Below are 26,999 nucleotides of genomic sequence, written 5' to 3' on the forward strand. Positions count from 1 at the left end.
GTGACCAGCTGAATGTCACAACTCCCGGAGAAATCAGCACTGTTGTGGTGCGTTCGATGCGCGGGCGGTGCCCGGGCGAGACATCCGGAAGGGGCAGGTACGGCATGGATCCTGTGATCGTCGGAGCGGTGGTGACCGTGGCCGTCAGCGTCGTCAACGGCATGGTGAAGGTCGCGCAACGGCGGCTGAGCGCCGACGTCGAGCGGGCACGTATCGCCGAGGCCGGACAGACCGACCGGATCCGCAGCGCCACCGGTCGGACGGACCGGCACCCCCTCCCAGCCCGCGCCGGCCGGAACGGGGGGAGCGGCCATGGAGGACGCGCTCAGCACTGACATCGACACCGACGTCGATCGCGCCGACCACGTCGCGACCAGCACGGCCCCGCTGCCCGGCATCGAACTCGCCGAGGCGCTGCACCACGAGCAGTATCCGGCGCTGGTCCGCTTCCTGCTGTTCCAGGGCGCCTCCTGGGCCGAGGCGCAGGACGCCGCGCAGGACGCCTTCACGCAGATGTGCGCGCCGGGTCTGTCGATCACCCACCCGCGCGCCTGGCTGCGCAGGGTGGCCTGGCGGTCCTGGGTGAGCCAGCAGGTCAACCCCGAGGACGCCTGCGCGGAGATGCCCGAGCCCGAGACCCATCTGCGCTGGCAGACCCCGGCCCACGCGGCCGAGCTGGAGGAGGAGGAACGCGGGGTGATGGCCCTGCTGCTCCTCCTGCCGGCCAAGCAACGGGCCGCCCTGGCCTGGCACTTGGACGGTTTCACCACCGAGGAGAGCGCCCGCGCGATGGGCACGACACAGGCGGCCGTACGCCAGAACCTGGCCCGGGCCAGGGCGGCCCTCAGGGAAGGGCTGCGCCTGGAAGGCCGCTTCGACGACGAGAGGAGGGCGACGTGATGGACCGTGACCCGCGCACACCCGATCTCGACGGTCCCGACCGCCTCGACGCGCTGCTCATGCGGGCCCACCGGCGGCTCGGCACCGCCGTCACCGACCGCCTCGCCGCACTGGGCGGCCCACCCGAACTGCGCACCCCGGACCTCGCGTTGGACCGTCTGCTGGCCGCCACCCACCGCGCCGTCGGCACCGCCGTCACCCGGCGCCGCTCCCGCGAGGCCCGTGCCGCCCTCGCCCAGCGCAACCTGGCGCACGAGGCACGCCTCGCCGAGCGCGGCCCGCTCTCCAACCGCCCCTCGCCGGTGCGGGTGAAGTACCGGCAGCAGGCCCTGCGCCTCGCCCACCGCTACTGGCCGGCCGATCTGGCCGAGGGCATGCGGACCGCCGTACGTCTGGTGCAGAACCTGAGCGATCTCCTGGAGGACACCGCGCGGACGGTCGTCGATGCGGCCTCGGTGGTGGAGCAACTCCGCGAGAATCTACGGGAGTTGTCCCGGATGCCCAAGCCGCAGCGCTCTCCGGTCACGCTCACCGGACTGGACTATCTGGTGGCCGTCGAGTCGGCTCTCGCCGAGCCCGCCGAGCGGCTGCTGCACGACCTGCACCGCATCCGGCAACTGCTCGACGAGGAGCTGGCCCCGGCGATCGCCACCCTCGAACCGGCCACGCCCGCCTACCAGTTCGGGGTCGACGCCATCGCGCAGGACCTGATCGACGATCTGACCCAGGGCTGCGACCAGGCCGACGCCCTCGCCAAGGCCGTCGCCGAAGTCGAGCGGGCCAGCAGCGATTTCGTCGGCGCGGACCTCAGCACCGCGAAGCTGGACGGCGTGCGCCTCGAAGGCATCCTGTGGGACGACACCACGCAATGGCCCAGGGAGTGGGAGGACCTGATCCGGCGTGCCTCGCTGCCCTCGGGCGAGGAGCATGGCGTCCTCATCGTCGCCGCCGAACCCTCCGACACCGTCATCCACGCCCAGGCGTGAGCCGGGGGTTCGTCCAAGGGTCCCGGGCGTTCGTCCATGGACCGGCCCGCCACCCCGGGTGAGGGTGGATCATGAGCCAATTCAGGGTCGAGGTACGGACGTTCCGCCGCAAACCCACCGGACGGCTGCCGCCCGGTCTCGTCGCGCTGGCCCTCGGCGGCTTCGGCATCGGGCTGACCGAGTTCCTGATCGCCGGACTGCTGCCGCAGGTGGCCTCGGACTTCGCCGTGTCGGAGGCGGCGGCGGGGCGGCTGATCTCCGGATACGCGCTGAGTGTCGCGGTCGGCGCGATCGTCCTCACGGCGGCGACGGCGCGCCTGCCCCGCAAGTGGGTCCTGCTCGGTCTGGTGGCGTTGTTCGTCATCGGCAATCTGCTGTGCGCCGTCGCGCCGGACTATCCGGTGATGATGCTGGGGCGGATCGTCGCGGCCCTGTGCCACGGCTCGTTCTTCGGCATCGGCTCACTGGTCGCCCGCGGCCTTGTCGCGCCGGAGCGCAAGTCCCGCGCGGTGGCGGTCATGTTCGCCGGACTGACCCTGGCGAACGTGCTGGGCGTGCCGTTCGGCGCGCTGGTCGGTGAACGCTGGGGCTGGCGGTCGGCGTTCTGGGCGGTGACGGCGGTCGGCGTGCTGGCGTTGGCGGGGATCGCGGCCCTGGTGCCCACGGCTGCCCGCGGGGATGGTGCGGAGCCGGCGCCCACCGCTGCCCGCGGGGATGGTGCGGAGCCGGCGCCCACCGCTGCCGGCGAGGGCCGCGCGGAGCCGGTGCTCAGGGCTGTCGGCGGGGACGGTGTGGAGCCGGTGCCCACGGCTGTCGGAGAGGGCCGCGCGGAGCCGGTGCTCAGGGCTGCTGGCGGGGACGGTGTGGAGCCGGTGCTCAGGGCTGCTGGCGGGGACGGTGTGGAGCCGGTGCTCAGGGCTGCTGGCGGGGACGGTGTGGAGCCGGTGCTCAGGGCTGCTGGCGGGGACGGTGTGGAGCCGGTGCTCAGGGCTGCTGGCGGGGACGGTGTGGAGCCGGTTCCCACGGCTGCCGGCGAGGGCCGCGCGGAGCCGGTGCCGCCCATCGGCCTGCGCGACCAGCTCCGCGCCTTCCGCTCCTGGCAGGTCTGGCTGACCCTGACGGCCACAGCACTCGGCTACGGCGGGATGTTCGGCGCGTTCAGCTATCTCGCCTACACGTTCACCGAGGTCGGCGGCTTCTCGGCGGCGGACGTCGCCTGGCTGCTGATGGTGTACGGCGTCGGCCTCGTCGTCGGGAACGTGGTCGGCGGGCGAGCGGCCGACCGCGATCGCGACCGCACCCTGATGCTCGCGCTCCTCGGACTGGCCGTCACCCTGGCCGCGTTCGGCCTGCTGGCCGCCAACGCCCCCGCCTGCGTCGTCCTGGTCTTCCTGATGGGGCTGACCGGGTTCGCCGCCGTCCCCGGCATGATCACCCGCGTCACCGATCACGCCCACGGCGCGGCCCTCGCGGCCGGCGCCAACGTGTCCGCGTCCAATGTCGGCAACGCCCTCGGCGCCTGGCTCGGCGGACTCGCCCTCTCGGCGGGACTGGGGTACCGGGCACCGCTCTTCGTCGGCTCCGGAATCGTCGCGGTCTCCGTCGTGGTGATGGCGGTCGCGGCGTACGCGAACCGTCTTCGAGAAATTCCTTGACGAGAATATTCGTTGAGGTGAATACTCCAGGGCATGGAGCGGATCGCAGCAGCACTGGGAGACGGAGCGCGGTGGCGCATCGTCGAACTCCTCGTCGAGCGCCCCCGGTCCGTCGGTGAACTGGCGGAGCTGACCGGGTTGCGCCAGCCACAGACCACCAAGCACCTTCAGACCCTCGCCCGGGCCGGCCTCGTGACGGTCTTCCCGCTGGGGCAACGCCGGGTCTACGCGGTCGAGACCGCCCCCCTGGCGGCGCTGGAGCGACGGCTGCGGGACCTGGTCGAGACCGCCGGGGCGCACGCGGGCGAGCGAGATGTCATCGCGCGCTATCGCGCCGCCATCGAGGCGGAGACCGCGGCGGCGGACCGGGAGCGGTGGGCGGACGGGCGTACGTTCTCGTTCGAGCGTGTGCTCCCCGCGCCCCGGGATCGCGTGTGGCGGCACTGGACCGACGTGGACCTCCTCGCGTCCTGGTGGGCACCGCCGCCGATGACGATCACCGAGTGCGTCCTGGAGCCGCGGCCGGGCGGCAGGGCCGTCCTCGAGTACCGGGACGCCGAAGGGCGCTACCGCTCCGAGGGGCGGGTCCATACGGCGATCGAACACGCGCACCTCGTGTTCGACCTGGCGGTGCTGGACGCCGCGGGCGCGGTCTCGTTCACCGGCCACTACGACCTGAGCCTCGCCGACGTCCCCGACGGGACACGGCTCCGGCTCGACCTCCGCATCACCGACACGACCGTCGAAGCGGCCCCCTACATCGCCGGCATCGGAACCGGCTGGGAGCGGGTGCTCGACAACCTCGCCGACACCGTCGGCGCAGCGCACATCACCAAGGACACGACCGACGCACGTACCAAGGGATAAGGAAGCGCAGCCATGAGCAACCCGACCGCACGCAAGGTCACCGCGAACATCAGCCTCACCCTCGACGGACGGTTCAACGGCCCCGGCGGGCCCGGCGACCTCGGCGCGATCGTCCCGTACGCGATCACCGAGGTGGCGCGGAACCACCTCACCCGTCTCCACGAGAACGCGACGACCGTGCTCCTCGGCCGCCGCAACGCCGAGGGCTTCCTCGGGTTCTGGCCGTCGGTCGCCGAGGACGACAACGCCGACCCGCGCGACCGCGGATACGCGAAGTGGCTGGTCGACACCGAGAAGGTGGTCCTGTCGACCACACTGACCGAAGCGCCGTGGAGCCGCGCCCGCGTGGTGAACGCCCCCACCGCGGACGTCGTCGCCGGCCTCAAGGCCGACGGCGAGGGCGACATCCTCATCAACAGCAGCGCGAGCGTCATCAAGGCCGCCCTCGCGGCCGACCTGCTCGACCGGCTCTATCTGATCGTCTGCCCCGAGATCGCCGGGGGCGGGGAGCGGCTGTTCGACGACGGCCTGCCGGCCTCGAAGTGGACGCTCACCCACCGGGAGATCGGCGAGTCGGGCGAGATGGCCCTGACCTACGACCGGGTGCGCTGACGCCCGCGGCATCGCGCTCGTGGTGACCGGATCGGTCCGCCTCTGGACCCGATCCGGCCTGTCGCCACCCCACCCGCCCGGTCCAGGCTGGGGACATGACCCGAGCCCTGATCGTCATCGATGTCCAGGAGTCCTTCCGCGCCCGGCCGCTGTGGGAGACCATCTCCGACCCGAAGATCACCGACAAGGTGAACCGGCTGGTCCGGCTGGCCCGCGAGGCGGGGGAGCCGGTGGTGTGGGTGCTCCACTCGGAGCCCGGCAGCGCCGATGTCTTCGACCCGGCCCTCGGCCACGTCCGGCTGATGGAGGAGCTGGAGCGGCGGGACGGCGAGCCGCTCCTCCACAAGACCTCGCACAACGCGTTCACCACCACCAACCTCCAGCAGCTGCTGACCGAGCGGGGCATCCGCGAACTCACCGTCTGCGGCATCCGCACCGAGCAGTGCGTGGAGACCACCGCGCGCCTCGCGAGCGACCTCGGCTACGGCGTCACGTTCGTGATCGACGCGACCGCGACCAACCCGATTCCGCACCGCGACGCCCCCGCCGACCTGAGCGGCGCCGAACTGCTCGCCGACCCGCGCACCCTGCCCGCCGACGAGGTGATCCGCCGTACCGAGTACGCGCTCGCCGGACGCTTCGCCACCATCGCCACCGTCGACGGCCTTGAAGCCGCGGCCCGACGTCCGGCATGATGACCGGATCGTGAGCCACGTCGTCTTCTTCCTGGTGCCCGGAGTCCACCTGCTGGACCTGGCAGGACCCGCGCAGGTCTTCTCCACGGCCGCCGACTTCGGGCACCCCTACACCCTCACCTACGTCGCCGAGCGGACCCAGGTCCCCACCGCGCAGGGCCTGCCGCTGGTGGCCGGGGTCGACTGGCCCGAGCTCGGGACCGAGGACCTCGTGATCGTCCCCGGCTGGCGCGCGGTCACCCTGGCCGACTCGCCGCCGATCGGCGCCCCCGTGCTGCGGGCCCTGCGCGACCACCACGCCCGCGGCGGCACGGTGGCCAGCGTCTGCGCCGGAGCCGAGGCGCTCGGTCAGGCAGGCCTGCTCAAGGGCCGCCACTGCACCACGCACCACGACGTCCAGGACGAACTCGCCGAGCGCCACCCGGGGGCGACGGTCGTCCGCGACGTCCTGTTCACCGCCGACGACCGGGTCATCACCTCGGCGGGCATCGCCAGCGGGATCGACCTGGCCCTGCACCTGGTCGCCGGCCGGCACGGACCGGCGGTCGCCGCCAAGGTCGCCCGGGACATGGTCGTCTACGCCCGCCGCAACGGCCACGAGTCCCAGTCCAGCGCGATGTTCCGGCACCGCTCACACCTCGACGACACCGTGCACCGCGTCCAGGACCTCATCGACGCCCGCTTCGACCGGTCGCTGCCCCTGCCCGCCCTCGCCTCCGCCGCGGGCGTCAGCGAACGCACCCTCACCCGCCTGTTCACCCGCGCCACCGGCCTGACCCCGCTGCGCTACCAGCAGACCCTCCGCCTCGAACGCGCCCAGCACCTCATCAGCCACGGCGCCACCGCCGACGCGGCGGCCCGCTCCGTCGGCTTCGAGGACGCCCGCATGCTGCGCCGGCTGCGGGCCCGGACTCCCGCGGGCTAGTGCGACTCCCGGCTCACCTCGGAGCCGCTCGACCCCACCAGGAAGTCCAGGTCCGCCCCGGTGTCCGCCTGGAGGACATGGTCGACGTAGAGGCGCTCCCAGCCGCGCCGGGGGCTGGCGAAACCGGCGACGGTGGCCTTGGCGGGGGTCCTGCGGGCGAGTTCCTCGTCCGGTACGTCGACATCGATCCGGCGGGCCTCGACGTCGAGGACGACGAAGTCCCCGGTCCGCACGAGGGCCAGCGGTCCGCCCGCCGCCGCCTCCGGTGTCACGTGCAGCACGACCGTCCCGTACGCCGTACCGCTCATCCGGCCGTCGCAGACCCGCACCATGTCCCGGACGCCCTGCTCCAGCAGCTTCTTCGGCAGCGGCATGTTCGACACCTCGGGCATGCCCGGATACCCCTTGGGTCCGCAGCCGCGCAGGACGAGGACCGAGTCGGCGTCCACCTCCAGGTCCGGGTCGTCGATGCGGGCGTGGAAGTCCTCGATGCTGTCGAAGACCACGGCCCGGCCGCGGTGGCGCAGCAGATGCGGGGAGGCCGCCGCGGGCTTGACGAGCGCCCCGCGCGGGGCGAGGTTGCCGCGCAGCACCGCGATGCCGCCCTCGGCGACGAGGGGTTCGGCGCGGCTGCGGATGACCTCGGTGTCCCAGATGGGGGCGTCGTCGAGGTACTCCACGAGGGGCTCGCCGGTGACGGTCAGCGCCTGCGGATCGAGCAGGTCGCGGACCTCGCGCAGCACCGCGAGCAGCCCCCCGGCACGGTGGAAGTCCTCCATGAGGAACCGCCCGGCCGGCTGGAGGTCCACGAGGACCGGCACCCGCGAGCCGATGCGGTCGAAGTCGTCCAGGCTCAACTCGATGCCCAACCGCCCGGCGATGGCGAGCAGATGGACGACCGCGTTGGTGGAGCCGCCGATCGCGGCCAGCGCCACGATCGCGTTGTGGAAGTTGGCCCGGGTCAGGAAGGTGCCCGGCCGTCGGTCGGCGGCGACCATGTCCACGGCCAACCGGCCCGTACCGTGCGCGGCTTGGAGCAGCCGGCTGTCGGGCGCGGGCGTCCCGGCGACGCCCGGTACGACCGTGCCCAGAGCCTCTGCCACCAGTGCCATCGTCGAGGCGGTGCCCATGGTGTTGCAGTGTCCACGGCTGCGGATCATCGCCGACTCGGAGCGGGTGAACTGCTCCTGGGTGAGCGTGCCGGCCCGTACCTCCTCCGACAGCCGCCACACATCGGTGCCGCAGCCCAGCGGCGTACCGCGGAAGGTCCCGTTCAGCATCGGGCCGCCGGGCACGACGACCGCGGGCAGATCCACCGACGCGGCGGCCATGAGCAGCGACGGGATCGTCTTGTCGCAGCCGCCCAACAGCACGACGCCGTCAATGGGGTTGGCGCGGAGCATCTCCTCGGTGGCCATCGCCGCCATGTTGCGCCAGAGCATGGCCGTGGGCCGTACGTTCGTCTCGCCCAGCGACACCACGGGCAGGTCCAGCGGGATGCCGCCCGCCTCGTACACACCGTCGCGGACCGAGGCCGCGACCTCGTTCAGATGCGCGTTGCAAGGGGTCAGGTCCGAGGCGGTGTTGGCGATGGCGATCTGCGGACGCCCGCTGAAGGCGTCGTCCGGGACACCGCGGCGCATCCACGCCCGGTGGATGTAGGCGTTGCGGTCCTGTCCGGCGTACCACTGGGCGCTGCGGAGCGTCACCCGGTAGCTCCTTCCAACCATCGACACACAGGTCTAATCTGTGGAACGCCATGGAGCATACGCAGACGAACGACGGCTCGACAGACCCCGGCGACGACGACTCCCCACGCCTGGTGGGCTCGGACCGTGTGCTCGCCGTCCTCAAACAACTCGCCCACTACCCCGACGGCGTCGGCCTCGAAGAGCTGACCCGAGTGATCGGCAGCCCCAAACCGACCGTGCACCGGGCACTGGGCGCCCTGCGCCGAGCCGGACTCGCGGACCAGGACGTCCGAGGCCGCTATGTGCTCGGCGACGAGTTCCTGCGCATGGCCTTCGCCCACCACGAGGCCCGTCCGGACCACGTTCGCGTCCGCCCCCTGCTGCGGACGCTCGCCGCGCGCTTCGGCGAGACCGCCCACTACGCGGTCCTCGACGGACGCGAGGTCGTCTACCGCGCCAAGGTCGACCCGCCCACCGGCGCCGTCCGCCTCACCTCCACCGTGGGCGGCCGCAATCCGGCCCACGCGACCGGCGTCGGAAAGCTGCTGCTCGCCCACGAGTTGGACACGCTCGACGCCGTACGACACTGGATCGGCCGCACGCCACTGGAACGCCGCACGCCACACACCCGGTGCACGGCCGAGGACCTGCACCGCGACCTGGAAGGCATCCGGCGGCGCGGCTACGCCGTGGACGACCAGGAGAACGAGCCCGGCGTCAACTGCCTCGCCGTACCCGTCTACGCCACCTCACCGGCCGTGCCGTCCGGAGCCGTGAGCGTCAGTGCCCTCACCTACCGAACCCCCTCGCAGACCCTGGTCGACGCCGTCGACGAGATCCGCGCCACCCTCGGCCCCCTGAGCGCACCGCATCCACCGGTGAGCCCCCTCATGCCCCGAACCCCTGGAGACTGACCCGTGTACCTCATGCGCATCGGCGCGCCCGGCGCCGAGCAGCCCGTCGCCCGGATCGACGCCGACACCTACGTCGATCTCTCCGACACCGTCACCGACTTCGACGAGGCGTTCTTCGGCTCGGGCGGCATCGACCGCGTCCGCCCCGTCGTCGCCGAGCGGGTGGCCGCCGGGCAGCTGTCCCGCTTCGCCGGGGAACGGATCGGCGCACCGATCGCCCGCCCGCACCAGATCCTGTGCATCGGCCTCAACTACCGTGACCACGCGGCCGAGAGCGGTATGGCCGTGCCCGACGAGCCCATTCTGTTCACCAAGTCGCCCAACACCCTGACCGGCCCGAACGACGACGTACGCATCCCGCGCGGGTCGACCAAGACCGACTGGGAGGTCGAACTCGGGATCGTCATCGGCCGCCGTACCAGCTACCTGGACTCCGTGGACGACGCCCGCGACGCCATCGCCGGATACGTCGTCGTCAACGACGTCAGCGAACGCGCCTTCCAGCTGGAGCGCGGCGGTCAGTGGGCCAAGGGCAAGTCGGCCGAGACCTTCAACCCCGCGGGGCCCTGGCTCGCCACCGCCGACGAGATCGACGACGTCCTCGCCCTCGACATGTGGCTGGACGTCAACGGGACACGCCGCCAGAGCGGCAGCACCAAAACGATGATCTTCGACCCGTACTTCATCGTGCACTACCTCAGCCAGTTCCTCGTCCTGGAACCCGGCGACCTCATCAACACCGGCACCCCGCCCGGCGTCGGCATGGGCCTCACCCCGCCGGTGTACCTCCAGCCGGGAGACGTCATGGAACTCGGCATCCAGCACCTCGGCACCCAGCGCCAGCACGTGCTCGCCCCGCGGTGAGACGCCCGCCCATGCGCGCCTTCGTCCTCACCGCACCGGGGGAGTACGCGGTCCAGGAGGTCCCGGCCCCGGTGCCGGGCCCCGGCGAGGCCGTCGTCGACGTCGAACGCGTCGGCGTCTGCGGCACCGACGCCGAGTTCTTCACCGGCGCGATGGCCTACCTCCACCAGGGCCACGCCGCCTATCCGATGCGGCTCGGCCACGAGTGGGCCGGCCGCGTCGCGTCGGTCGGCGACGGCGTGGACCCCGCATGGCTCGGCCGACGGGTCATGGGGGACACCATGCTCGGCTGCGGCGACTGCCGCCGCTGCCGCCGCGGCCACCAGCATGTGTGCGACAGTCGGCAGGAGGTCGGCGTACGAGGAGATCGCCCCGGTGCCCTCGCCGAACAACTGGCCGTCCCCGCCTCGTCGTTGCACGCCCTGCCCGACACCGTCGACGCCGAACTCGGCGCCCTGGTCGAACCCGGCGGCAACGCCCTGCGCGCGGCGCGGGCCACGGCCTGCGGTTCCGGCGACCGGGTGCTGATCCTCGGTCCTGGCACGATCGGCCTGCTCACCGCGATGTTCGTCCGGGCCGCGGGGGCGGAGGTCCACCTGATGGGCGCGACCGACGCCTCCCTCGCCTTCGCCCGCGAACTCGGCTTCGAGCACGTCTGGCGGGAGGACGCCGTCCCCGAACTTCCCTACGACGCGGTCGTCGACGCCTCCAACGCCGTCCATCTGCCGGGCCTGGCACTGCGGTTGGTCGAGCCCGCGGGACGTCTCGTGTACGTGGGCCTGTCCGGCGAGCCCAGCCGCATCGACACCCGCACACTGGCCCTCAAGGACGTCACCGCGGTAGGCGTGTTGTCCGCGTCTCCCGGTCTGGAAGCGGCCATCCAGGCCTACGCGGAGGGCAGCGTCGATCCCCGCCCACTCGTCGCCGCGACGGTCGCCCTGACGGACGTCGGCGCCGTACTCGCCAAGAAGCGCCCGGCGGACGCGGGTCTCGGCCCCAAGATCCTCGTCGATCCACGCCGGAACTGACACGGTCGGGAGCACCGCCGCACCTACGGTATGCTTGATCTTGAGCCGGTCACCGCAACTGCGGCAAACCGGCACTGCGTTGGTGGTCCAAGGAAAGACGCCCCGCTTCCTGCGGGGAAATGCAGGTGCAAGGCCTGCCCGGCGCTCAAGGACTGGGGCCCGTTCCGCACGATGTGCGGGACGGGCCCTTTGTCGTGCGTCCCGCGCTGTCGCCGGCCCGCCCCTGTCAGTCCACCGAACCGAGCAGAAGGAGATAGGGCAGCACGACCGCGGGCAGGGTCAACAGCCAGGGCCTGAGCGGCCGTTCGCGTCGCAGGGGGAGCAGGACGTCGGCGATCAGGACCAGCAGCAGCACGAACAGGCCGGTCACGACGAGGAACACCAGGACGGGGCCGCTGTGGTCGATCTCGGGGTAGGTGCATCCGTCCAGGTCGGGCCGGTCGAGGTCATCGAGGCCGCAGTGCCCGTGGGCGGCGTACCAACGGGCGGACTCCCACACGGCGATCGCCGGGACGCCGATCAACAGGTTGACGAGGAGCGGCACGCCGTACCGCCCCACGGCCCGCACCGTCACCACAGCACGCCGAAGACCATCACCGCGCCGACGACCCCCCAGAACGCGCCTCCGACGACCTTGACGAAGACCCTGCCCACGACGAAGGGGAGCCAGTCCGCGTGGGCGGCCCGCACGCGTCGGGCGGGGTCGTAGGCGAGCTGGATGCGCTGGAGCGTGCGCTTGCAGGTGTAGCGATGGGTGCCGCCGTCGGCGTCGGTGTAGCCGTACACCGTCTCCTTGCCGTCCTTGCCGTCCTTGCCGTCCTTGCCGACCGCCTCGGCGAGGACGGTGATCCCGCGCCGGCTCAGCACGGCCCGGCGGACCGTCTCCGCCAGCCCGGACCCGACCATGGCCACCCCGCCCAGCAGCGGCAGGATGCCGAGGACGACCCCGAGGACCCGCGAGCCATGGGTGAAGGCGACCCACCCGGCGTACGCGAGGTAGGCGAGCGCCAGCACCGTGCCCAGCGTCATGATCGCGTACAGGCCCCAGTCGCGCGACGACTGCGTGTCGGTGACCACGGCGCCGGCATCGGGTTCCCGTTCGGCGGGCAGCAGCGGGACGAGCGCGGCGACGAAGGCGGCGGTGGCCGTCGGGTTGCCGCCCTCCACCCGGTGGGCCGTGCCGTCGGTGAGCAGGATCTCGACGCTCCGCGCCTGTGCGGCACGGACGTCCTGGATCGCCGAGAGCGGGATGTCGACCTGACGGTCGGAGCGCGTGATGTGGACTCCGTCGGAGTCGAACCGGGCGCTGACACCTCGGCCGTTGAGAATCTGGGACATGATCGCTTCGACAGCCGAGGTGGCCGAAAGGTTGCCCGTTGCCCTGGACAAGGAGATTGGCCGGGGATCCGGGTGACCGGCGTCCAGGATTCCGACGGCGCTGCCGGCCATGTGCGCGTACTCGCGGTCCTTGCAGCGATACGGCCGCCGCACGACGACCTCTGTCCTGCGGGAACCTCGCCTCCCGCTCAGGGAAGAGCAGCGCACAGGCCGGGCCAGAACCGACAGCGGCACGGCGGGGGCGACCCCACAAGGCATCCGGGAGTACGTGCAGTTGCGTGCGGTGATACGCGTCGAGGGCTTCCAGGAGGGCGCCGGCTCCCGGTACTGCTCCTCCGCTCCCAGCGGGCGCGTCGGCCGCCACATCTCGTTGGCGCGGCCACCGGCGTCGTCGGCCCGTATGCGCGCCTCGGACAGCTGGAGCAGTGCGGCCGACCGCTCGACGGATCGGCCGCGATCAGCCCGTGCGCCCAGCCCAGCCGAGCGGCCCACGCGGCATCGTCGTCCACCGCGGCGCGCGCCTGCGCATCCGATCGCTCCTCCTCCATCACACGGAAAACCATCCCATCAGCCCGGAGGGTGGTGGTCGCACCGCTGTGCAGCGCCGTGCCCGCCGGCTCCCGCTCGTCACGCTCCGCGTTTTGGATCATTCCTTCCCCTGCCCTGCATGACCGCTGCATCCGCGCTTCCCCGCCGCTGGCGAGAGTGGCAACAGCCGCTCCACCAAGGAGAAGCGGCCCTCAGCACAGCACCGCAAGCCGGAGGGGAACAGCACTCATGGGCATCACCGCACACCCACAGCGCAGGACCGTCGTCACCGGAGGCCTGGCGGCCACCGCCGCCCTGCTGACCGGCTGTTCACCGGCCTCGGGCACCCCGCAGGTCACCCAGGTCGGAGCCGCGGGCACGACCCCGACCCCCGCCGCCTCGGCGAGCACGGGCCCTTCCTCCCCCTCGGGAGCCTTCACGCGGCTCATGGAGGGCAACCGGCGCTGGGTGAAGGGCGCGCCGCTCCACCCCGACCAGGACCCTCGCCGGCGCGAGGCGGTCGCCGAGGAGCAGAAGCCGTACGCCGTCGTCCTGTCCTGCATCGACTCGCGGGTGCCGCCTGAGCTGGTCTTCGACACCGGCATCGGCGACCTGTTCGTCATACGCACCGGCGGCCAGGTGATCGCGCCGGTCGTCACCGGCTCCGTCGAGTACGGCCCCGTAACGGCAGGCACTCCACTGATCGTGGTCCTGGGTCATCAGCGCTGCGGCGCGATCAAGGCGGCGTACAAGGCGATGCACGACCGTACGACCCTGCCCGGCAACCTCCAGGCGATCGCCGACTCCCTCCGCACCGCCTACGCGGCGACGCTCAAGCAGAAGACCGACGACCCCGTCGACACCATGATCCGCGTCCACGCCCGGCAGACCGCCGCCGCCCTGCGCTCCAACACCTCCCTCGCCCCGCTGGCGAAGCGGGGCGGACTAGCCGTGGTCAGCGCCTACTACTCGCTGGACACGGGCCGGGTCGAGGTCCTGAACGGGGCGCCCACGACGTGACGCCGACGGGATCGGCCTGACGGCCACCGCGCCGCTTCACCGGTGATCCGGGTCGCGGGTGGGGCGCGGTGGGCCCGACTACAGGTCCTCGTCCAGGTCCTCGTCCAGCGCGCGCCCCATCCGGAGCACCGCCTCGCGCAGAACGGCGGGCGGCGTCGCGAAGTTGAGGCGTACGTGCCCCTCTCCGCCGGAGCCGAAGACGTGCCCTGAGCTGAGCGCGACCCGCGCCCTGTCGAGGAAGAACCTCGCGGGACCGGCCAGGTCGCTGACCACGCCGGGCCCGCCGCCGCCCTGGTCGGTGTGCAGCCCGAGCGGAGTGCAGTCCAGCCACGCCAGATAAGTCCCCTCGGGGCGATGACATCGCACGCCGGGAAGGTGTTGCTCGGCGAGGCGACCGAGCAGGGTCCGGTTGGCGTCGAGCCCGAGCAGCAGGTCGTCCAGCCAGTCACCGCCCTTGCGAAAGGCCGCGGTGTGGGCGATGACGCCGAGATGACTCGGGCCGTGGCTGACCTCCTCGGGCAGCAGCCGGAGTTCGTCGGCGGCCTCGGGGCCCGCGACGGCCAGGGCCGCCTTCAGGCCCGCCAGGTTCCACGCCTTGGTGGCGGAGGCCAGCGCGAACGCGTTCTCGGCGCCGGGCACACTGAGGAACGGAGTGAACGTGGCGCCCGGCAGTACCAGGGGCGCGTGGATCTCGTCGGACACGACCCGCACGCCGTGCCGCCGGGCGAGTCCGGCGACGGCCTCCAACTCCTCGCGGGTGTGGACGACACCGGTGGGATTGTGCGGGTTGCACAGCAGGAACACCGCACGGCGCCGCCCGTTGCCACGGGCCCGCACGAAGGCGTCCTCCAGAGCGTCCAGGTCGATCCGCAGATCGGCACCGAGGCGCGCCTCGACGACCTGACGGGCGTCGTGCGAGATGCACGCGTAGAAGGGCGGGTACACCGGCGAACACACCACGACCGAGTCGCCCGGATCGGTCAGCAGCCGCAGCACCTCGACGATCCCCAGCATCACGTCCGGCACGATCGCGGTCCGTTCCACCGGCAGCCCGTCCCATCCCCACCGCTTTGCGGCGAACGCGGCGAGGGCCTCGGCGTACGCGGTCCCGTACGGGTAGCCGGTGTCGCCCATCTCGATCGCCACCTGCAAGGCCTCGGCGACAGCGGGGGCGAGCGGTACGTCCATCTCGGCGACCCAGAGCGGAAGCACGTCCTCGGGATGCGTACGCCACTTCATGCTGGTCCGCTGCCGCAGCTGCTCCAGGGTGAGGTGGGTGAGCGGGTCGGTCCGCCGCAGCTCCGTGCTGTCGGGGGCCTGATCCATGGGTCCGGTCATTCTGCGCTCCCTGGGACGGGACGGGCGGTGCTGGGCGGGTACTGCTGTGCACCACCGAGCCAGCCGGGACGACCGAAGTCAAGCGTTGTCGCAGCCAGGGGGCGGCGCGGTGGGTCGGCGCGGACCGCTAGGCTCCGGCCCATGAGTGAGGCAGACAGACGTGCCGAACGACGCGTTGTCGACGGGCGTTTCGAACTGGAGGCCCGTCTCGGTGGCGGTGGGATGGGCACGGTCTGGCGCGCCAGGGACCTGGTGCTGCACAGGCTGGTGGCGGTCAAGGAGGTCCGCCCGCCCGACCGTGACCTCGCCGAGTACGACCCCGAGGGCGCGCGGATGCTGCGCGAGCGCGTGCTGCGCGAAGCCAGGGCGCTGGCCCGGATCGACCACCCGAACGTCGTGACCATCCATCACATCGTCGACGGAGGCGAGGGAACGTACCCCTGGCTGGTCATGGAACTGGTCAGCGGAGGCTCCCTGGCCGACCGCCTCGCCCAGGGCCCGATGCCACCGGCCGAGGCGGCACGGATCGGCCGCGGGGTGCTGGCCGCGCTGACCGCCGCCCACGACGCCGGCATCCAGCACCGGGACGTGAAACCCGCCAACGTGCTGCTACGGCCGGACGGCCGCCCGGTCCTGACCGACTTCGGCATCGCGGCGATCCGCGAATCGACCAACCTCACCGCCACCGGCTCCATCATTGGCACGGCCGACTTCATGGCCCCCGAGCGCATCACGGGCCAGGAAGGCGGCGCCGCCTCCGACCTGTGGTCGCTGGCGATGATGCTGTACACCGCCGTGGAGGCCCGACACCCCCTGCGCCGAGGCACCACCCTGGCCACCCTCGCCGCGGTCCTGCACGAGGACGTACCACCGCCGACGCGGGCCGGTGCCCTGGGCGACATCCTGATGAGCGTGCTGGTACGGGACCCGGCGGCACGTCCGTCCGCGACCGAACTGGACCGCGCACTGGCCGAGATCGAGGCGCAGGCGGAGGGTCCGACGAGTCCGGCGGGTCCGGCGGGTCCGGCGATGGTCAGGGACGAGCCGACGTCGTACCCCCTCACCCCGCCGCACGCGCCCCCGTCGACATCGACGGGCTTCGGACCGCCGCCGGTCCTGCCCGGCCCACCGGTGCAGATATCACCCCAGCCGCCCACGGCACCGGTGACGACGACCCGCAGGCGCGGCACCGGCAGCGGCAGCGGCACGGCGGTCCTGAGGGCCGTCTCGGGCGTCGCCGTCGTAGGTGCGGTGGGTCTGGCGTGGTGGCTGCTGCCCCTGGACGACAACACGGGCGGCAGTCCGGGCGCGGGCCCCTCGACCTCCAACTCCACGTCGTCGACTCCGAAGCCGACGGGGTCGCGGACAACTCCCGCTCCGTCGAGTGGGTCCGGCGAGGGCGTCGCAAGCGGCTCTATGCTGACCCCCGCCAACATCCGCAACGCCATCAAGGAGTTGAAGGAGGAGACGGGGCGGGACAGGTTCGGTGACTTTTCTGTCTACGACGACTACGTGATGGCCAATGTGATGGTCAAGGGCAGCGACACCAAGTACGACTCCTACACCTACTATCCGGGCAAGGGGGTGCAGGAAGGGGCCATCAAGAGCACCCTGATGGGCGGCGATCAGCCCTTCAGCCTCGACGGCTTCGCATGGGACGAGGTTCCCGCGCTCCTGAAGGAGGCGGACAACAAGCTGAACGTCGCGGATCCGGAACTTCGCTACGTGACGGTCCAGCCGCCGAACGATCTCTTCGACCATCCGAAGGGGTTGGCCGTCTATCTCAGCGACGACTACGGGTCCGGCTACCTGGTGGCGACCCCTGAGGGCAAGGTGACCGACGTGTACCCCGTGGAGAACTGACGAGGGACGCTTCACCGAACAGCCGCACCTCAGCAACTGGTTCGGTCGCGATGGCAAGCCGGTCCGGCCATCCGATGTCGCCCGAGCCATCGAACACGCGTTGCGCGGGGGATGGATGCCCACGGCTCACGGCCCCTACTTCCACCAGAACCCCCACTGTCAGTGCGGGCGGTTATGGTGCGACCGCCATTGATCGGGCAAGGCCAGGGGAGGGTCTGTGGGAGCCAAGACGGGACTGCTCGTGTACGCCGAAGGTGAGGTACCCGGGCTGCTGCGGCAGGTGGGGGCGCCGGACCTGGGGCGGACGTCCGAGATGATGCGACGCCTTTATCCGGGATGCGAGTTCGAGCCGTGCGAGGGTGCGCAACTGTGGGACGGCGTGTACCCACAGCAAGGCACGGCCTACGCCGCGAGCTGGCCCGGCGTGGAGGTCGTCGGCGACCAACGGGTGATGATCGACCTGCCGTCGCAGCTTCCGGAACACCTGGTCGCGGCGAGCGCCGGTCGGCGTCTCGTCCTGCACGCGATGCACAGCGTCGTCGACCCGCTGGCCTTCGAGCGCCCCTACTGGGCAGGCGAGCGTCCCGCTGACGTCATCCCATGGCCGGACGAGGACGACGAGCCGTATCCGCTCCCCTTCCACCCCCTGGAACTCGGCGAAGAGGCCCTGCGTGCACTCTGCGGATTCGTCATCGAGGGGCACCCCGAGCCCGACGACATCGACGCGAGCGCGGTCTGGTTGCACGGCTTCCGAGTGACGCAGCTTGCAGCCGGGCGGGCGGCGTCGTGATCGTGGCGGACCACCGTACGGGGAGGGTGAGTTGATGGAGCGGCGGCATGAGGGGAGCGGCCTGCGCTGGATTGCGGACGCCTACGACGTCAGCTTCACCCTCACACTGAGCGAGGGGCTCTCGCCGCAGGAACTGCTGCGCAGCGTAGGCGCAGAGGAGTCTCGTATCGTCCCGCTGACCCGCTCCGCGGCGTACGAGTTGCTGATCAGGGACCAGGACCACCACATAAGTGACCTCGACTTCCTGGACTGGGAAGACGAAGCAGCGGTCGCCCGGCTGACGAACGGAGGCTTTCTCCCCGATCCGCCGGACACCGTCGTCCGAGTGGGCTCGGTGCCGGGCTGGGCGTACGCGCTGGAGGAATTCCAGTGCCACACGGGGACTTACCTGGCCGAGTTGTCCCAGCGGGGAAGGGCGTTCACCATCCACCGCAACGCCAAGGGCTTCAGCCGTGTCGGCTATGCCCTGCACGGCGAACCGGTGACGTCCTTCGAGCCCGGACTGCCCCATCTCACGAACGGCGTCCCGGCGGAGGTGGCGCTCGGCTTCGTTCCCAGCGGAGACGAGGTGGGCGCGGTGACGTTCCTACGGTTTCTGGAACAGGAGCTGGACCTCTGGATCCCCTGGGAGGAGACAGAGGCGGAGCTGCCGGCAGCCGCGTTCACCGGACGGCGTCAAGGGTGAAAATCTCAGCCAGAAGTGGCGGTGGCCGGGATGCTCTTTGGACCACACCACCAGGAGGCACCAGTGTCGTACCGGCAACCGCTCACGCCCGAGGAGCAGCTTGCCGAGGCGAAGAGGCAGTTGAGTCTGCCGCGTATCGTCGTGATCTGCGGCTCCACCCGTTTCATGACCGAGATGGCCGAGGCCGATCTGCGGGAGACCACAGCCGGAAGGATTGTCGTCAAGCCGGGTTGCGACATGAAGTCGCCGCACGCGCTTTGGTCCGACCCTGTCGAGGCCGAGGCGCTGAAGGTCCGACTCGACGATCTGCACCGAGCGAAGATCCGGCTCGCTGATGAGGTCCTCATAGTCGGCGACTACATCGGAGACAGCACCCGAGCCGAAATCGCCTACGCCCGGTCGCTGGGCAAGCCCGTGCGGTTCACGCACCCCGAGGTCGACCCCGACGCCTGACCGCCCACGCTAGCGCTTCTTGCGTATCTTGCGCTTCTTCGCCTTGGCTTCCTTCTCCTTGCGCTGAGCCACCCCGTACGCCGACCACGACCCCTGATGCACTGGGCAGCGGGAGGTACCCGACACCACCTGCCTCTGGCATCGCCCGCCTGTCTTGGTGCGTGCGCCGCACTTGGCCATGCCCATCGCCCCCAGTTGGATGCCCAACGTCCCGACTTCAGGCACGGTGGCGCACCTCGTCTTTCCTGTGAAGGCGCAAACCGGTTCTGAGTGGTGCGCGCGGGCGCATCCGCAGAGGAATCGGCTTGGACATCGGTCGACGCCTGACACCTGCGGACAGGGAGTGTCGCGGGGCCGGTCATACTGCCCGGATGACGACGCAGGCGATGGATGACGCGCGACGCTGGCTGGGCGAGCGGGGTGTGCGGCAGGTCGGTGACGGGTGGGTCTCCGCCGAGGCGCCCGATCAGCCGCTCACCGCCGCTCAGGTCGCGCACTCCTGGGCCGGGGAGGTGTTCGCCGCCGACGATCTGGACGCGGCCGGTCAAGTGCGGCTGGCGTTCGGGCTGTTGGACCTCCTCGACGAGTACTGGGTGACGTGCGAGATCCGGTTCGCCCACCAGGACCCGGCCGGCCCTCTGCCCGTCGACGCGCTGTGGGACGGCTACCGTCGGCGGCTGGAGGCCGAGCGGGACGCGGAGACGCTCACGTACTCGCTGTGGGTCGACTGGTTCGAGGACCGCGCCACCGTCGAGACGGCCTTCGGCGAAGTGCTCGGGAACGACATCGACCGGGTGGTGGCGGAAGGCTCGGACGCCCTGGTCCGCCGGGCCCGTCGGGTGCTCGCGTGCTCGGGTCCGGTGCCGTGGCCGGTGAAGGAGAACGCCTACGACACCGCCGTACGCCTTCCCGTGCTGCACCCGGCGCTCTTCAAGGGCCTGCTGGCCGGGTACCACGACGTCTACGGCGCTCTGGAACCCGCCGCCGCGCTGGCCCTCCTGGAGCGAATGCGGCTGCCCGCGGACACCCCGCACGTCGAGGAGCTGCGTCTCGTCCTCGCCGCCGGACAGGCGAACCACCGTCAGGATCCGGGCGTCTGGGACAGTGCCGTAAGGGCCCGCTCCTGAGCCGCGCCCGGCCGGTCCGCCGCGGCCCTTGAGTCGTGCCCGGCCGGTCCGCGGCGGCCCCTGAGCCGCGCCCGGCCATCCGCCGCGGCCGCCCCTGAGTCGTGCCCGGCTGGTCCGCCGCGGCTCCTGGAGCCGTGCCCGGCTGGCCCGCCGAGTCGCCGCGCCCGGCCCCCTCCGCATCGCCGCGGGCGGCCCCCGTCTCCCGGCAGGGGCCGCTCGCGGGGGATCACGCCTGCTGGGCGAGCCAGTCGGCGAACCTGGTTTCGGCGAGGCGGGCGCCCGAGCCCGGCAAGAGGGTGTTCTCCCGCAGTTCGGCGCCCCAGTAGGTCGCCTCCGGGTCCGTCACGATCGTGCGCAGGTCGTTCTGGGCGTCGAGCCCCATGCGGATGAAGTCCTCCAGCTGGAACACCTCGGGGCCGGCGGCCTCGACCACGCCGTTCACCGGGTCGCCGACCGAGGCGTGGGCGACGGCCGCGGCCACGTCGTCGGAGACCATGGGCTGGATCTTGGCATCGGGCAGACGGACGGTGTCCCCGTCGGTCATGCCGTCGGCGAGGCCCTTCGCGAACTCGAAGAACTGGGTGGCGTGGACGATCGTCCAGGGGACGTCGGACGCCTTGATCAGCTCCTCCTGGACCTGCTTGGCACGGAAGTACCCGCTCGCCTGGAGACGGTCGGTGCCGACGACGGACAGAGCCACGTGGTGGGCCACGCCGGCCTCGGACTCCGCCTTGAGGAGGTTGGCCGTGGAGGTGCGGAAGAACTCCAGGACGGCCGCGTCCTCGAAGGAGGGGGAGTTGGACACGTCGACGACGACCGACGCGCCCTTGAGGACGTCGGCCAGCCCCTCGCCCGTGAGGGTGTTGACGCCGGTGCTGGGCGCTGCCGCGACCGCCTCGTGTCCGTGCTCCTCGAGCTTGCCGATCAGCTTGGAGCCGATGAGCCCGGTGCCACCGATCACTACGACCTTCATGGCGGAATTCCTTCCGGTGATGTGCGTGAGATTCGTTCTGCACCAGAAGAGACCGGACAGCCCGCCCGCCTGTGACACCCACTGTGCCGAGATGGCGTCCCGCGCCTCAGGAACCCGTACCGGCCCGGTCGGAATCGCTGCGCAGAACGCAGAACTCGTTGCCTTCGGGATCGGCGAGGATCGCCCAGCCCGAACCGTCGGCATTGCGGTGATCGGCGACGAAGGTGGCACCGAGGGCCAGCAGCCGCTCCACCTCCACATCGCGCGAGGTCTCGGGGCGCAGGCACAGATGGATCCGGTTCTTGACCGTCTTGGACTCGGGTACCTGGTTGAAGTACAGCACCGGGCCGTCCGCCAGTATCACCTGAGTCTCCCGGCTGCCCGGTCCGTCCTGCGGATCCAGGGGGCGGCCCGTGACGCCGCTCCAGAACCGGGCCAGTTCATAGGCGTCCGCACAGTCGATCGCCACGTTCTGCACCACCGAGACCATGACCACCAGCCTTCCTGATTGTCGTGAGCGGTGCCTCAGCCGTCCAGAGAGGCCACGAACGGTGCCAGCTTCGCCGGGTTCAGGACCCACATGAGGCGCTCGATGCCGCGCTCCGACACCTCGGCCGAGACCAGGGCCAGCACCTTGTCACCTGCCGTGACGAGGACGGCGGGCCGGCCATTGGCCTCGACCCAGCGCTCCTCGGTGCCCGGCCAGAAGCGCGGGGCGAAGGCGACGATGAACTTGGAGACATGCGGACGCCCGATGACCGGGATCCTGGAGGCTCCGCGCATCCCGCCGCCGTCGGTGTAGCTGACGACGTCCATGGTGAGGACCTCCTCCAGGACCGCCAGCTCACCGGTCCGCGCGGCGGAGAGGAACACCTCCAGCAGCCTCCGGTGAGCGGCGGGGCTCACCGGCTCCCGGCGCTCCGCCGCCAGATGCCTGCGGGCCCGGCTGACCAGCTGCCGGGCGTTGGCGTCGCTGGTCTCCAACATCTCCGCGATCCGCTGGTAGGGATAGTCGAAGGCCTCTCTGAGCACGTACGCGGCCCGTTCCACGGGGTTCAGCTTCTCCAGCAGGAACAGCACCGCCAGATCGACCGCCTCCGCCCGCTCCGCGCCCACCTGCGGATCCGCGCTGGTCTCCACCGGCTCCGGCAGCCAGGGCCCGACGTATGCCTCACGTCGCTTCGGCGCGGACTGGGCGAGATTGATGGCCAGCCGTGAGGTGACCGTGGCCAGGAACGCGGCCGGGTCCTGGATCTCGGCGTGGTCGGTGTTCTGCCAGCGCAGCCACGCCTCCTGGACGATGTCCTCGGCCTCCACGACGCTGCCCAGCATGCGGTAGGCGATGCCGAAGAGCCGCGGGCGTGCGGTCAGGAACTCGCTGGTGGCCTGGTCGAGAGAGTCCGCGTCGTCTGGGGCGCGCATGCTGACCTCCGGAAGTGGATCACCATGCTACAAGCCGACGTGCGGGCGCGGTGACGACGGCCGCTCAGCCGGTGCGCAGGACCCGGAAGCGATCGGGTCGTGCCGGGTCGCGGTCGACGACCTGGATCGATGCCCAGGCCCACTGCCAGACACCGATGCCGGGTGTGCGGGAGAACCGGATCAGGCCACGGGTGCCCTCCACCGCGACGTCCGGCCAGGACGCGGAGATCCGTGCCCGGTCCGTGCCGTGGGTGCGCAACACATCGGCGAGGACGACGATCGTGTCGTAGCCCTCGAAGGCGACGAAGGAGGGCGCGGCGGCCAGCCGCTCGCGCAGGAGCGGCTGGACCCGGGCCCCGAGGGGGGTGAGGTGCTCGGGAAGGTAGCGCAGGAAGGGGATCGCGGTGCCGTCGTCGCCCAGCAGCGCCGCCCACTCGGCGAACTCCGGCTGCCCGGCCGGGGCACCGATCAGGATCCCGGCGAGGCGCTCGTCGCGGCGGACCGACCGGACGATCGGCACGGCCGGTTCCGGATGCCCGGCCAGCAGCAGAAGCGCTGTCGCGCGCTGGTCGAGGAGCTCGTCGCAGACGGCGGCGGGGGTCAGCTCGCTCAGGTCGAGTTCGACGACCGTGCCGCCCCGCGCGGCGAAGTGGTCCCGCAGGACGCGGGTTCCGGTCGCCCAGTAGAGACTCGGCTGCGTGGCCACGGCGATGCGACGGTGGCCCGCGTCGAGGAGGTGGTCCGCGTAGACCCGCCAGCCGCGTGACTGCGGCGGGGAGAGGCGCGCGACCCAGTCCGTCGGCTGCTCGGTGAGCGCGTCGAGCACGGCCGACGAGCACAGGTACGGCAGCCCGAGGGCGTCGGCCCGGCCGGCCGCGGCGCGCGCGACCACGCTGTGATACTCCCCGACCAGGGCGGTCACCCCCTGGCCCGCCAGGTCCGTCACCGCCGCCGCGGCCTTCCCGGGGTCGGCCGCGGTGTCCCGGACCACGAGTTCGAGCGGCCTTCCGGCGATCCCACCGGCGTCGTTGACCTCGCGTACGGCCAACTCGACTCCCGCGAGCAGATGGTGGCCCGCCTCGGCCCAGCCGGGCCGGGTCAGCGGGGCGAGGACGCCGATCCGGACGGCTGACCCGTCGTGCGGCTCCGCCACGGCCGGCGAGGGCGTGGACTCGGTGTTCATGCGCGGTTTTCCTCCCCCGAGCGACTCACACCGAGGAACCTACCCGGCCCTGCCCCGGTGGCTGAATCCCGGCTGTGCGGACGTCGGCACTCCGATCCTCGAACTGTTGTGCAGGTTGTGTGTGCCGTTTCTGTCTAGACTCTGGACCTCGTACGAAGAGGGAGCACGTGTGAGTGAACAGGCAGGCCCTGTCTGCCCGGAGTGCGGAACGGCTCGCGCCGCGGACGGCACCCCGGACTGCGCCTGCGCTCGCCGTGCGTCCGACGCCCACCGTGCCGAGCGCAGCGAGGAGGCCGCGGCCGCCGAGGACTTCGATCCGGTACGCATCCGGCCGTTCGTCGAGGTCGGCACCCACACCGCGTCACTCGATCCTCCCGTGGACGCCACCGAGGACGAGGATGACCCGACGGCAGAACCGGCGGACGGCGCACGGGAGTTACGGGAGCCGCACTCCGCACCGGACGCCCCTGTCCTGACGCCTCCCTACGACTCGGCCCCGTATCACCCCGCCCCGGACGGCACCGCGCGGCAGCGCCGACGCCGGCGGGCCCTGTTGACCGCCGGCTGGGGCGGGGCCACCGCCGCCGTGCTGACGGGATGCGTCGTCGGTGGGCTCTACTGGTACGACGGCCCCGACCGCGACGCTTCCCCGTCCGGCGGTGTGCGCGCCAGCCTGCCGGAACCACAGCCCTCCGCCGACCGCCCCTCGCCCTCGGCCGGTTCGCCGACAAGGTCACCGACGCGACCGCCCGCCTCCACCGGCGGTTCGACGGACGCCTTCGCCACCCCGAGCCCGGCCACCCCGACCGACACCCCCACCGCGACGCGGACGGCGTCCGGCGCGGCTCCCACCGCCACGGGCGGCGGCCCCACACCGAGTTCCTCCGGCAGCCAGGCTCCCGTACTCCGCCTCGGCGACCAGGGACCGGAGGTCGTCGAGCTCCAACTCCGGCTGCGTCAGGTCGGTTTCTACGGCGGTGACGCCGACGGCACGTACGACAGCCAGGTCGAGAGTGCCGTCCGCGGCTACCAGGTCACGCGCGTGGTCCAGGAGGACGAGCCGGGCGTGTACGGTCCGCGGACCCGCGCCGTCCTCGAATCCGAGACCTCGGAGCCGTGACACCCGCTGCTCCTCGGCGCACACCGTAGGGACCGGGCCGTTGTCAGTGGCGGCTGGCAGCATCGTCGTCATGGCAGACATGACCGAGGAGTGGCGGCCGTTTCTGGCGCGGTGGAGTCAGGAGTGGGCGGACGCGCAGGAGTTGGCGCCCCCGCCCGGCGAGCGGAACACGGCCGACGACGAACCCGTACGGGCGCGATGGCTGGGGTTCCCGGGCGCGTCCGAGGAGCGGATCCGTGAGCTGGAGGAGCGCCTCGGGCACCGACTGCCGCCCTCCTACCGGGAGTTCCTGGCGGTGACCGACGGCTGGCGGCACGCGGGCGGGTTCGTCTGGCTGCTCGCCGGGACCGGTCAGGTGCGATGGCACCAGGACGCGGCGGGCCTGTCCGAGTACTTCCCCGGCGAGGTGGACCACCCCACGCCGGAGGACGAGACGCTCGCCGGGATGTGGGGGCGGGCCCTGCAACTCGACGTGGAATCCGACGCCGTGTACCTCCTGCTGGACCCGGGGGACGTGGGCGACGACGGCGAGTGGGCCGTGTACACGTACGCGTCGTGGCGGGCGAGCCCGCCCGAACGGTACGCCTCGTTCCGGGCGTTCATGGAAGACATGTACCGGGAGTTCCACCGCCTCCAGATGGACCGCTCCCGACGGGCCGGGACGGAGTTCGCCAACGCCACGACGCGGGCACTGGACGCGTCGGTCGAGACGGCCCGCCAGGACGCCCTGTCCGGCCGGTACGAGGAGGCCGCGGCGGCGCTGGCGGAGGCGGTCGCGTACGGCAGACCCCGAGCGGCGGGACTGCACGACCAGATCCGTCGGCTGCTGGGGGAGACCTATCTGGTGTCGTTCCACGAACTGGTGGCGGATCCGCGGTACGCGCTGGAGGCGGTGCCGGTGCTGGCCGCCGAGGGTGTACGGGTGAACCGCCAGGACGGGACGCTGGCGCAACGCCTGGGGGACGCCTCCGAAGCGGAGCGCATCGCGGTCGAGGAGGCCGTGCGGCAGGTGTGGGCCGGGACGTACCGCTACCTGCCCGAGGGTCCCTTCGGTGCCGCGGTGGAGCAGGCGCGGGAGCACGCCCGCTGGGGAGAGACGGACGCGGCCTGGCACACGCTGCGCGCCGCACTGCCCCGGTGGCAGCCTCTCGGCCCGGAGCACCTCGCCCCCTTCGGCCTGTACGCCGACCCGTTGCTCGGCCCTGTGATCACACCGGAACGGGGCCGGGAACTCCTGGCCACACCGAGGGCCGGCCACGGCGGCAGCACCCCCGCGCCCACCCCCGACCTGGACCCACCCGGCCTCGCGTGGCTGACGGACATACCGTCCGGCAACGTCCTGACGTCGTACCGCTTCCTCCTCGTCGAGGGCGTGGAACCGGCCGAACTCCCGGGCCGGATCGGCGCCGAAGGCACCACCGACCTGGACGAACCGGCGATGGTGTGGGAGTCGCGGATGCGGCCGCGCGGCGGTCAGAGCAGAGAGCCGTGGGCGGACGAGCCGCACGTCTGCGTCGGCCGGGCCGGCCAGGGCTGGAGCTTTGCCCTCCAGGCGCAGCCCGGTGCCTCCTTCGACGAGCGGTGGTTCGTCTCCCCGGGCACGGCGGCCTCCCGGAGCACAGCGGCCTCCTGGGGCACCCGGGTGGTGACGGTGTGGAGCGAGCCCTTCGGCGGACAGAGCCCCGGCCTCTTCCACCTGTCGGTCGCCGAGAACGGCGAGGAGAGGTACGCCTTCACCGTCCGAGCGACCACGACCAGCAGACAAGGACCCGTACCCAGCGCCTTGGACCCGGACCTGCTCTTCCCGCCGGACGTGCCGCGCGACCGGCGCCAGGGCGAGGCGCACGCTCTGGAGGCCCTCGCGGCCGAATTCGGCGTCCGGCTCCCGCGGTTCGCCCTCACCCAGGGACGTCTGCACACCGTCCGCACCCGCTCCTGGCGTCGAGCGCCCGGGCCGGGTGAGGGATACGTGACCATCGGCGTGGTGGGGCGGCGACCCTAGCGCTCACCCCCGGGGCCGGG

The 26,999-nt window shown here is 71.8% G+C and carries 27 protein-coding genes; 19 read left to right on the top strand and 8 right to left on the bottom strand.

Annotation, left to right across the window (positions count from 1 at the left end; genetic code table 11):
- Positions 1-104: 104 nt before the first annotated feature.
- The 8 genes from OG866_RS41030 to OG866_RS41065 all read left to right on the top strand — a co-directional run bounded on the left by OG866_RS41030 (position 105) and on the right by OG866_RS41065 (position 6,640).
- Positions 105-335 carry a hypothetical protein gene (locus OG866_RS41030; RefSeq protein WP_329342750.1) on the top strand — a complete coding sequence of 77 codons (231 nt, stop codon included), beginning with the start codon at positions 105-107 and terminating at the stop codon, positions 333-335.
- Positions 313-900: an RNA polymerase sigma factor gene (locus tag OG866_RS41035; RefSeq protein WP_329342752.1), complete on the top strand. Its 588-nt coding sequence runs from the start codon at positions 313-315 to the stop codon at positions 898-900. The genes OG866_RS41030 and OG866_RS41035 overlap by 23 nt, the downstream gene beginning before the upstream one ends.
- Positions 900-1,886, top strand: coding sequence for a hypothetical protein (locus OG866_RS41040; protein ID WP_329344529.1), 987 nt, complete (start codon positions 900-902; stop codon positions 1,884-1,886). The genes OG866_RS41035 and OG866_RS41040 overlap by 1 nt, the downstream gene beginning before the upstream one ends.
- A 71-nt stretch (positions 1,887-1,957) precedes the next feature.
- The gene (locus OG866_RS41045; RefSeq protein ID WP_329342754.1) at positions 1,958-3,541 is read left to right on the top strand and encodes an MFS transporter; all 1,584 of its coding nucleotides are present in this window, start codon (positions 1,958-1,960) and stop codon (positions 3,539-3,541) included.
- Between the two features lie 33 nt (positions 3,542-3,574).
- Positions 3,575-4,408 carry a metalloregulator ArsR/SmtB family transcription factor gene (locus tag OG866_RS41050; RefSeq protein ID WP_329342756.1) on the top strand — a complete coding sequence of 278 codons (834 nt, stop codon included), beginning with the start codon at positions 3,575-3,577 and terminating at the stop codon, positions 4,406-4,408.
- 12 nt (positions 4,409-4,420) lie between these two features.
- A complete protein-coding gene (locus tag OG866_RS41055; RefSeq protein WP_329342758.1) occupies positions 4,421-5,020 on the top strand; it encodes a dihydrofolate reductase family protein in 600 nt (199 codons plus the stop codon).
- Positions 5,021-5,115: 95 nt separating this feature from the next.
- Entirely contained in the window at positions 5,116-5,715 is a 600-nt protein-coding gene (locus OG866_RS41060; protein ID WP_329342760.1) for a cysteine hydrolase family protein, read from the top strand.
- A 10-nt stretch (positions 5,716-5,725) separates the two neighbouring features.
- Positions 5,726-6,640 (top strand): GlxA family transcriptional regulator, encoded by a 915-nt coding sequence (locus tag OG866_RS41065; protein ID WP_329342762.1) that lies wholly within the window; start codon positions 5,726-5,728, stop codon positions 6,638-6,640.
- Here OG866_RS41065 and OG866_RS41070 read toward each other — a convergent pair.
- Complete coding sequence (locus OG866_RS41070) at positions 6,637-8,349, bottom strand: IlvD/Edd family dehydratase (protein ID WP_329342764.1); 1,713 nt, start codon at positions 8,347-8,349, stop codon at positions 6,637-6,639. The genes OG866_RS41065 and OG866_RS41070 overlap by 4 nt on opposite strands.
- A gap of 50 nt (positions 8,350-8,399) precedes the next feature.
- On the opposite strand from OG866_RS41070, the gene OG866_RS41075 reads away from it, so the two are divergent.
- Genes OG866_RS41075 through OG866_RS41085 form a run of 3 tightly spaced genes read left to right on the top strand, consistent with a single transcriptional unit; the run spans position 8,400 to position 11,137 of the window.
- Entirely contained in the window at positions 8,400-9,245 is an 846-nt protein-coding gene (locus tag OG866_RS41075; protein WP_329342766.1) for an IclR family transcriptional regulator, read from the top strand.
- A gap of 3 nt (positions 9,246-9,248) precedes the next feature.
- Entirely contained in the window at positions 9,249-10,109 is an 861-nt protein-coding gene (locus OG866_RS41080; RefSeq protein ID WP_329342767.1) for a fumarylacetoacetate hydrolase family protein, read from the top strand.
- Positions 10,110-10,120: 11 nt separating this feature from the next.
- Positions 10,121-11,137: a zinc-dependent alcohol dehydrogenase gene (locus OG866_RS41085; RefSeq protein ID WP_329342769.1), complete on the top strand. Its 1,017-nt coding sequence runs from the start codon at positions 10,121-10,123 to the stop codon at positions 11,135-11,137.
- 226 nt (positions 11,138-11,363) lie between these two features.
- Here OG866_RS41085 and OG866_RS41090 read toward each other — a convergent pair whose 3' ends face one another.
- Together OG866_RS41090 and OG866_RS41095 are read right to left on the bottom strand one after the other, a co-directional pair.
- Complete coding sequence (locus tag OG866_RS41090) at positions 11,364-11,696, bottom strand: hypothetical protein (protein WP_329342771.1); 333 nt, start codon at positions 11,694-11,696, stop codon at positions 11,364-11,366.
- An 11-nt stretch (positions 11,697-11,707) separates the two neighbouring features.
- Positions 11,708-12,475 carry a hypothetical protein gene (locus OG866_RS41095; protein WP_329342772.1) on the bottom strand — a complete coding sequence of 256 codons (768 nt, stop codon included), beginning with the start codon at positions 12,473-12,475 and terminating at the stop codon, positions 11,708-11,710.
- Between the two features lie 777 nt (positions 12,476-13,252).
- Here OG866_RS41095 and OG866_RS41100 point away from each other — a divergent pair.
- Positions 13,253-14,023: a carbonic anhydrase gene (locus tag OG866_RS41100; RefSeq protein WP_329342773.1), complete on the top strand. Its 771-nt coding sequence runs from the start codon at positions 13,253-13,255 to the stop codon at positions 14,021-14,023.
- Between the two features lie 78 nt (positions 14,024-14,101).
- On the opposite strand, the gene OG866_RS41105 is transcribed toward OG866_RS41100, so the two are convergent.
- Entirely contained in the window at positions 14,102-15,361 is a 1,260-nt protein-coding gene (locus tag OG866_RS41105) for a MalY/PatB family protein (RefSeq protein WP_329342774.1), read from the bottom strand.
- 141 nt (positions 15,362-15,502) lie between these two features.
- On the opposite strand from OG866_RS41105, the gene OG866_RS41110 reads away from it, so the two are divergent.
- The 5 genes from OG866_RS41110 to OG866_RS41130 all read left to right on the top strand — a co-directional run bounded on the left by OG866_RS41110 (position 15,503) and on the right by OG866_RS41130 (position 20,279).
- The gene (locus OG866_RS41110; RefSeq protein ID WP_329342776.1) at positions 15,503-17,224 is read left to right on the top strand and encodes a serine/threonine-protein kinase; all 1,722 of its coding nucleotides are present in this window, start codon (positions 15,503-15,505) and stop codon (positions 17,222-17,224) included.
- Between the two features lie 217 nt (positions 17,225-17,441).
- Positions 17,442-18,014 (top strand): DUF6928 family protein, encoded by a 573-nt coding sequence (locus OG866_RS41115; RefSeq protein WP_329342777.1) that lies wholly within the window; start codon positions 17,442-17,444, stop codon positions 18,012-18,014.
- 34 nt (positions 18,015-18,048) lie between these two features.
- Entirely contained in the window at positions 18,049-18,699 is a 651-nt protein-coding gene (locus OG866_RS41120) for a DUF6461 domain-containing protein (RefSeq protein WP_329342779.1), read from the top strand.
- Between the two features lie 30 nt (positions 18,700-18,729).
- On the top strand, positions 18,730-19,152 hold the full coding sequence (locus tag OG866_RS41125) for a hypothetical protein (RefSeq protein WP_329344530.1): 423 nt from the start codon (positions 18,730-18,732) through the stop codon (positions 19,150-19,152).
- Between the two features lie 371 nt (positions 19,153-19,523).
- On the top strand, positions 19,524-20,279 hold the full coding sequence (locus OG866_RS41130) for a hypothetical protein (protein ID WP_329342780.1): 756 nt from the start codon (positions 19,524-19,526) through the stop codon (positions 20,277-20,279).
- A 226-nt stretch (positions 20,280-20,505) separates the two neighbouring features.
- Here the strand turns inward: OG866_RS41130 and OG866_RS41135 are convergent, their stop codons facing one another.
- The 4 genes from OG866_RS41135 to OG866_RS41150 form a co-directional block, all read right to left on the bottom strand.
- Positions 20,506-21,252 (bottom strand): SDR family oxidoreductase, encoded by a 747-nt coding sequence (locus OG866_RS41135; protein ID WP_329342782.1) that lies wholly within the window; start codon positions 21,250-21,252, stop codon positions 20,506-20,508.
- Positions 21,253-21,358: 106 nt separating this feature from the next.
- Positions 21,359-21,742, bottom strand: a complete 384-nt coding sequence (locus tag OG866_RS41140) for a VOC family protein (protein WP_329342783.1) — start codon at positions 21,740-21,742, stop codon at positions 21,359-21,361.
- A gap of 35 nt (positions 21,743-21,777) precedes the next feature.
- The gene (locus tag OG866_RS41145) at positions 21,778-22,674 is read right to left on the bottom strand and encodes an RNA polymerase sigma-70 factor (protein WP_329342784.1); all 897 of its coding nucleotides are present in this window, start codon (positions 22,672-22,674) and stop codon (positions 21,778-21,780) included.
- Between the two features lie 64 nt (positions 22,675-22,738).
- The gene (locus tag OG866_RS41150; protein ID WP_329342785.1) at positions 22,739-23,857 is read right to left on the bottom strand and encodes an ABC transporter substrate-binding protein; all 1,119 of its coding nucleotides are present in this window, start codon (positions 23,855-23,857) and stop codon (positions 22,739-22,741) included.
- 169 nt (positions 23,858-24,026) lie between these two features.
- Here OG866_RS41150 and OG866_RS41155 point away from each other — a divergent pair, with 169 nt between their 5' ends.
- Both OG866_RS41155 and OG866_RS41160 read left to right on the top strand, forming a co-directional pair.
- Complete coding sequence (locus tag OG866_RS41155; RefSeq protein WP_329342786.1) at positions 24,027-24,977, top strand: peptidoglycan-binding protein; 951 nt, start codon at positions 24,027-24,029, stop codon at positions 24,975-24,977.
- Between the two features lie 70 nt (positions 24,978-25,047).
- Positions 25,048-26,979 (top strand): SMI1/KNR4 family protein, encoded by a 1,932-nt coding sequence (locus OG866_RS41160; RefSeq protein ID WP_329342787.1) that lies wholly within the window; start codon positions 25,048-25,050, stop codon positions 26,977-26,979.
- Positions 26,980-26,999 lie beyond the last annotated feature (20 nt).

It is taken from the genome of Streptomyces sp. NBC_00663 (genome assembly GCF_036226885.1).
Classification (GTDB): Bacteria; Actinomycetota; Actinomycetes; order Streptomycetales; family Streptomycetaceae; genus Streptomyces.

Coding starts and splice junctions, on each gene's coding strand:
- OG866_RS41110 (WP_329342776.1), top strand. CDS start 15,503: ATGAGTGAGGCAGACAGACGTGCCGAACGACGCGTTGTCGACGGGCGT.
- OG866_RS41135 (WP_329342782.1), bottom strand. CDS start 21,252: ATGAAGGTCGTAGTGATCGGTGGCACCGGGCTCATCGGCTCCAAGCTG.
- OG866_RS41145 (WP_329342784.1), bottom strand. CDS start 22,674: ATGCGCGCCCCAGACGACGCGGACTCTCTCGACCAGGCCACCAGCGAG.
- OG866_RS41105 (WP_329342774.1), bottom strand. CDS start 15,361: ATGACCGGACCCATGGATCAGGCCCCCGACAGCACGGAGCTGCGGCGG.
- OG866_RS41160 (WP_329342787.1), top strand. CDS start 25,048: ATGGCAGACATGACCGAGGAGTGGCGGCCGTTTCTGGCGCGGTGGAGT.
- OG866_RS41100 (WP_329342773.1), top strand. CDS start 13,253: ATGGGCATCACCGCACACCCACAGCGCAGGACCGTCGTCACCGGAGGC.
- OG866_RS41030 (WP_329342750.1), top strand. CDS start 105: ATGGATCCTGTGATCGTCGGAGCGGTGGTGACCGTGGCCGTCAGCGTC.
- OG866_RS41120 (WP_329342779.1), top strand. CDS start 18,049: ATGGAGCGGCGGCATGAGGGGAGCGGCCTGCGCTGGATTGCGGACGCC.
- OG866_RS41140 (WP_329342783.1), bottom strand. CDS start 21,742: ATGGTCTCGGTGGTGCAGAACGTGGCGATCGACTGTGCGGACGCCTAT.
- OG866_RS41150 (WP_329342785.1), bottom strand. CDS start 23,857: ATGAACACCGAGTCCACGCCCTCGCCGGCCGTGGCGGAGCCGCACGAC.
- OG866_RS41035 (WP_329342752.1), top strand. CDS start 313: ATGGAGGACGCGCTCAGCACTGACATCGACACCGACGTCGATCGCGCC.
- OG866_RS41075 (WP_329342766.1), top strand. CDS start 8,400: ATGGAGCATACGCAGACGAACGACGGCTCGACAGACCCCGGCGACGAC.
- OG866_RS41130 (WP_329342780.1), top strand. CDS start 19,524: ATGACGACGCAGGCGATGGATGACGCGCGACGCTGGCTGGGCGAGCGG.
- OG866_RS41050 (WP_329342756.1), top strand. CDS start 3,575: ATGGAGCGGATCGCAGCAGCACTGGGAGACGGAGCGCGGTGGCGCATC.
- OG866_RS41125 (WP_329344530.1), top strand. CDS start 18,730: ATGCTCTTTGGACCACACCACCAGGAGGCACCAGTGTCGTACCGGCAA.
- OG866_RS41095 (WP_329342772.1), bottom strand. CDS start 12,475: ATGTCCCAGATTCTCAACGGCCGAGGTGTCAGCGCCCGGTTCGACTCC.
- OG866_RS41040 (WP_329344529.1), top strand. CDS start 900: ATGGACCGTGACCCGCGCACACCCGATCTCGACGGTCCCGACCGCCTC.
- OG866_RS41085 (WP_329342769.1), top strand. CDS start 10,121: ATGCGCGCCTTCGTCCTCACCGCACCGGGGGAGTACGCGGTCCAGGAG.
- OG866_RS41045 (WP_329342754.1), top strand. CDS start 1,958: ATGAGCCAATTCAGGGTCGAGGTACGGACGTTCCGCCGCAAACCCACC.
- OG866_RS41055 (WP_329342758.1), top strand. CDS start 4,421: ATGAGCAACCCGACCGCACGCAAGGTCACCGCGAACATCAGCCTCACC.
- OG866_RS41060 (WP_329342760.1), top strand. CDS start 5,116: ATGACCCGAGCCCTGATCGTCATCGATGTCCAGGAGTCCTTCCGCGCC.